Genomic DNA, 6,311 nt, shown 5'->3' with positions numbered 1-6,311 from the left:
CTTGATATAGCTCGTTGATTGTTTAAGTCAATCACTCTTGAAAGTACTACTCTGAGTACTCAAATTATTGGAATTAACGTTGACATATTGTCATTCAGTTTTCAATGTTCATTTTTTATCATCTCGAACATTATACAACATTGTTTCGTTGTTATCAAATGTTTTTCAAGACTTTTTCAATATTAAATCATTTTCAAATCGTTATCAACAGTAAATTTTACACCATTAAAACTGACTTGTGATTTAATTTTGTTTCGCACTTATTTTTGCGACTTTCATATCATATCAAGTGCGTTCATCGTTGTCAACAAGAAGTTGAAAATAATTTTTTTCGTTTTATTTTCTTTACTATAAGCTCTTGCTCACAAGAAATTATTCTAATCGCTCTTACAATAAAAATCAACCCTCTTTTTTAACTTTTTTATAATTTTTTATCTTTATATAGATTTAAGCATGAATGCTACTTGCAGATTGTTGAAGTAACCATACAATCCACTAAACACTAAAACGCCTTATATACGAGTACTCACTTTACAAAAACGATTCAATCAAGATGATGCACCAACTCACTGTAGACTCATGGTGAGTAGCTACTACTTTATTGTTGCAACCTCTTGTGAATTACGTTAACACATACTTTCAGCATGCTACTCTGCCTTTATAATTCATTATTGCCAAGACTACAAGTAAGGATCCTCATCCTACTCCCGCTTCAATCAGCATACATTGTCCCACCACAAAAGATGAAGAACCACAAAAAAAGACACCCTTGTATCAGGTGCCTTTTCAATCATTATTTTGCTGTCAATGCGATGACTTTTTGTGCGATTGATTGGTAGATTTCGCCAAGTTTGTCTTCTGGTTGATAAATAGATGGCGCAAAGTCAACTGGTTTCCATGACGGTTGCTCAAGTGGTAATTGACCGAGCAATTCTGTTTGTAGTTCATCTGCTAACTTCTGACCGCCGCCTTTACCAAAGACATATTCTTTATTGCCTGTCTCTTTACTTTCAAAGTATGACATGTTTTCAATAACACCTAAAATAGAGTGCTCTGTATGTTTTGCCATTGCGCCAGCACGTGCGGCTACGAATGCGGCTGTTGGATGTGGTGTTGTTACAATAATCTCTTTACTAGACGGTAACATTGTATGCACATCTAATGCGACATCTCCCGTACCTGGTGGTAAGTCCAAAATAAGATAATCTAAGTCTCCCCATTTCACCTCAGTAAAGAAGTTTGTCAACATTTTACCAAGCATTGGTCCGCGCCAAATAACAGGTGCGTTCTCTTCTACAAAGAATGCCATTGAAATCACTTTGACGCCGTGACGTTCAACAGGAATGACTGTTTTGCCTTCAATTCCTGGTTTTTCATCAATCCCCATCATGTCTGGTACGCTAAATCCGTAAATATCAGCATCAATTAAGCCGACACGTTTGCCTTCACGTGCCAATGAAACAGCTAAGTTAACTGCGACTGTTGATTTGCCAACGCCACCTTTACCAGATGCGACGGCAATAAATTCTAAATCATTGCCTTGTGCGATAAATTGTTCAATCGTTTGTTGTTCTTCTTCCTTGCTACCACGATATTTCTCTACTGTTTCTTCGGGAAGTTCTTCAAAACGAATCCCAACTGTTTTTGCCCCATTTTCTTTCAACTTCTCTACAATTGCCATTTGTAAATCAAGTTGTGTTTGACCGCCAAGCTGTGCCATCGCAACTTTAACGCTGACATGTTCTTTTTCTTCTTTAATCGACACATCTATCACGCCACCTGTTTCGCTAAGTGGCACATTAATAATTGGATCATTGATTTCTCCAACGAGTGTTTTGACTTGTTCTACTGTTAACACAGATGATCTCTCCCTTTTGTACACGTTTGTTTATAGTGTAACAAAATATAAAGCGATTGCATAAGGTAAAAACCCTCGATTTCTTTAAAAAGTCCCCTATGCAAAAACAACCGACTTGAAATGTTAATTTTTTTCACATCTCAAATCAGTTGTTATTGAAAATTTGCTATACATGTCTCATATTTTTATGCTTAGGTTTTTTTACTTTTTTACCACGATCATAAATGAAGAAACTTAAAATAAAGCCAATCAACACGAATATTGCAGTGATGTAAAAGGCAAGGTTGACACCTGCTGCCATTGCTTCACGTTGTGCCGTAGATGCTGACATCGTTGCAGTTGGTACAAAGCGAGATGCACCGATAGACATTAACGTCACCATGAGCGCTGTTCCCATTGAACCTGCAATCGTACGCAATGTGTTCATAATCGCCGTACCATGTGACACCATTTCGTTAGAGAGTGCGTTAATCCCCGCTGTATTAAGTGGCATCATCAATAATGATACAGAGAATAATCTCAATGTGTACATACTAATGACATACCAATAATCAGTATGTGCAGATAGTTGTGCCATCAATACTGTTGAAATTAATAACAACGCAAATCCCGGTATAACAAGTAAACGTGCACCGACTTTATCGTACAATCGTCCTGTTACGACTGACATAATCCCATTGATGACTGCCCCCGGTAACACTACAAGACCAGAAAGCATTGCTGATAAACCGAGCGAACTTTGAACATAAATTGGAATGAGTAAAGCTGGCCCCACCATAGAAGTAAACGCAATCATAGATGCAATAGACGTCAATGTAAATGTGCGTGTTTCAAACGCATGTAAGTTTAATATGGGATTATCTATTTTAAGTTGTCGCACGATAAATACACCGATAATAACGAAGCTAATGATTAATGTTACAAATACACTTGGATGTTCAAATCCTTGTGAACCTGCTGTACTAAATGAATACAACATTAAACCAAAACCAAATGTTGATAGTACAACGGATACTTTATCTAAGACAACCTCTTTGATTTCACTAAAGTTACGCATATAGACGATACCAAAAATGTAGCCAATAATTGCCACGACGACAACGACATACAACGGTGCACGCCATGAGAAGTGGTCGACTAATACCCCGGACAACGTTGGACCAATCGCTGGGGCAAATTGTATAACGAGTCCTGAAAGTCCCATCGCAAAGCCACGACGATCTTTCGGAAATAGTGAAAACATTGTAAATTGACTCAGTGGCATAATAACACCTGCGCCCATCGCTTGAATCACGCGCGCAATCATGAGCACTAAAAAGCTTGGCGCTAATGCAGCTGTTACAGAGCCAATTAAAAACGCCCCCATCGCCAATAAGTACAAGTTACGCGTGGGGATCCGATCCATAAAATAAGCCGTTAAAGGTATCATAATACCGTTAACAAGCATAAAACCAGTTACTAGCCATTGTGATGTATTTTCATCAACATTGAGCCCTTTCATAATAGCGGGCAAGGCTGTATTTAATAATGTCTGGTTCAAGATGGCAATAAATGCACTAATGAGCATGACTGCAACGATAATATTGCGCTGCTCTCTACTAACTTGAACGCTCGATGCCATAAAAATTTGCTCCTCTCTTTTAATCATTTCTACATTTTACGACTAAATAGTTAGCTTGGCAAATCATTTAGCGCTTTCATTTTGAAAAAAATAAAAAATATAGCACCTTGTTATCACATATTTTAATTTAATCAGTCGAGCCCTTTTACTGTTGATGCAGGCCGAGTGCTCATTTGATTCGTATAATTAACGTCGATTCAAATCCTCAGATTCAGGATAAAAAACTTCTTTGCATACATAGAGAAGCGCAATAATAATCATCAATACCCAATAATCAATATGAATTTTGGCATAATGAATATGAATCATGTAATAGAACATAACAACCATTAACGTGTAAGTAATGAGGTGAAAGGTCACACCTTGAAAATACGGACTAAAATACAGCTTTTTGCGCAATAAATCCATCGTGTACTCAATACAAAAAATGACGAAGTAACTCAGTAATATGTAACTACCGTAGTAAATTAAGTTATCATAAAAGCCTTCATTATACGCAAACTCACCTAAATCTAAAATAATCAAAATACGGCTGACACCATATAAACCGAAAGCTAATAACGTTAAAAAAATCATGCCAGAAATAGCAAAAATGAAGAGAATCACGAATAAGGAAAATATATTAAATTTACCTTTCATATCGTATCCCTCCATTTCTTAAAAATTAACGATTGTTTTCACGACTTCGAAGCCAGACTACTATTAACATCATAATGACAAGCATACTCGCAAACATGACGTTTTGAATCGGCCAAGATGTGAATGACAGCGACAATGTATAAATCATACCAATCGCTGCAGACCCTGTCGCATTTCCCATATTACGCGTCAATGTAAATAAAGACATCATTTTTTTCATATTATTTTGTGATACCGTTTCTTGCACAACGATACTATCCTTCGTGTAAATCATACCAAAGCTTAGCCCTACAACAAACATGACTATAGCTATCACAAAAATATTTGTGGCGCCGATATACATACTGATACTACCGATGATAAGCATACCGAATGCCAATAAATAAATCCCTTTAACGGATAAGCGGGCTTCAATTTTGTCTAATGTAAAGTTAATGAGCAACCATGCAATGGATAACGGAAATACAATAAGACCACTTTGCAATGGACTTAAATGTAAGTAATCTTGCAAGTAGGTTGGCACAAAAACGTTAAATCCTATCAGAACGAGCGCAATGAAAAAGTCTGTAAAAAATGCACGCACAATTTTCGGCTGAAATTCATTAACTGGTAGGAATGGATTGTGACGTCGCTTAGATACATACCAAACGATGACACTACATCCTAGCACCATCGCACCACCCATGAGCATCACAGGCATTGAAATTGGCGTCACCATTGCTGCAATAAGTAAGAAAATTAATAAATAAAACAGCGAGAGACCTAAATAATCGACTTTTTGTCGCACAACCGTTTCATTGTCAAAGTGATATGAGAACAACACAAAGCCAAAAGCAATTAAACCTATTGGAACATTGATATAAAACAACCAATGCCACGTTGCTACTTCTAAAATAAAACCACCTAAAAACGGGCCTAAAATGCTAGAAATGCCCCAAACACTTCCGACAATCCCCATGACCTTATAACGAAATGGAATCTCGAAAGCTAATTTAGGAATAATTTGTGCGAGTGACATATTAACACCTGCACCAATCCCTTGAATGAGGCGTGCGACAATTAACATTTCAAAACTTGTACTTAGCCCTGACAGCAAACTGCCGGCAATAAATAGAACTAAGCCTACAATTGTGACATAGATGACTTTAACTTGTGACATTAACTCACTGAGTAGCGGAATAACGAGCACAATGCCTACAAAATACACCGTGAATACGAGTGATATTGGCAACGCTGCATTCAGATCGTCTCGAATCGTCGGTAATGCAAGTGACACAATGGATGTTTCAATTGCAGACATAAACATAATCAACACGAGCGAAATGATAATACTTGTTTTCTTAAATGTCATCACGACACCCCCTTCATGATTTTTACATATTTATAGTATACAAAACCTATGTTACTGATACATCAACAAAGGCTAGGTATTCATCATTTCAATGAAATCCTAGCCAGTTAATCGTATCTATTTGTTGTTGTTACTTGTTTGTATTAATTCATAAAATAAAGGATACCTACAAAATGGAACAAGGATGCAATCAAAATAAAAATATGCCAAATCATATGGAAATATGGACGATTTTTTTGCGCATAAAACCAAGCACCAATCGTATATGAAATACCACCAAGTAGGATAAAGATGAGAAACAACCATAATCCTTTACTGATAATAATTGGCAAGAAGATGATACCTACCCATCCCATGAGTAAATAAATCATCAGGCTTAACTTTGAATTCACTTTCGTCGCGATTGCTTTATACAAAATACCCCAAATCGTCGTCCCCCATAAAATAATCATGATAGACCAACCGAGCCAACCACCGATAAGTGCAAGTGCTACTGGCGTATAGGTACCCGTAATCGCAACATAAATCATACTGTGATCAATAATACGCATAACATACTTATGCGGTGACGCTTGTTGCATTGTATGGTATACCGTAGAAGATATGAACATTAAAAACAAACTAATAACGAATACCGAAACACTCACCGACATCATAACGCCCGATGTGATATAACTGTGCACAGCTGCATAAGGCAATGCGATTAACATGAGCAATGCAGCGACACCGTGCGACACAGAGTTTCCAATTTCCTCTCCAAAAGTTAATGGATTAATATCTTTAAACGTCTCAAGTGCCGTCTTATTTTTCTTTTTTACCTTAGTCGTGCTTGCTTTTGCCAT

The 6,311-nt window shown here is 37.0% G+C and carries 5 protein-coding genes; all 5 read right to left on the bottom strand.

The features are described 5' to 3' along the window. Positions 1–793 precede the first annotated feature (793 nt). The 5 genes from TP70_RS10565 to trhA all read right to left on the bottom strand — a co-directional run bounded on the left by TP70_RS10565 (position 794) and on the right by trhA (position 6,311). Positions 794–1,858, bottom strand: coding sequence for an Mrp/NBP35 family ATP-binding protein (locus tag TP70_RS10565; RefSeq protein ID WP_044361540.1), 1,065 nt, complete (start codon positions 1,856–1,858; stop codon positions 794–796). Positions 1,859–2,024: 166 nt separating this feature from the next. Beyond that, on the bottom strand, positions 2,025–3,479 hold the full coding sequence (locus tag TP70_RS10560; protein ID WP_044361539.1) for an MDR family MFS transporter: 1,455 nt from the start codon (positions 3,477–3,479) through the stop codon (positions 2,025–2,027). Between the two features lie 186 nt (positions 3,480–3,665). After that, on the bottom strand, positions 3,666–4,118 hold the full coding sequence (locus TP70_RS10555; protein ID WP_044361538.1) for a SepA family multidrug efflux transporter: 453 nt from the start codon (positions 4,116–4,118) through the stop codon (positions 3,666–3,668). 25 nt (positions 4,119–4,143) lie between these two features. Next, positions 4,144–5,469 (bottom strand): multidrug efflux MFS transporter SdrM, encoded by a 1,326-nt coding sequence (sdrM, locus tag TP70_RS10550; protein ID WP_044361537.1) that lies wholly within the window; start codon positions 5,467–5,469, stop codon positions 4,144–4,146. 143 nt (positions 5,470–5,612) lie between these two features. Next, complete coding sequence (gene trhA / locus TP70_RS10545; protein ID WP_044361536.1) at positions 5,613–6,311, bottom strand: PAQR family membrane homeostasis protein TrhA; 699 nt, start codon at positions 6,309–6,311, stop codon at positions 5,613–5,615.

Source organism: Staphylococcus microti, from assembly GCF_000934465.1.
GTDB classification, from domain to species: domain Bacteria; phylum Bacillota; class Bacilli; order Staphylococcales; family Staphylococcaceae; genus Staphylococcus; species Staphylococcus microti.
Note: the sequence above shows the minus strand (reverse complement) of the source record. Positions and strands in the feature narration are given on the sequence as shown.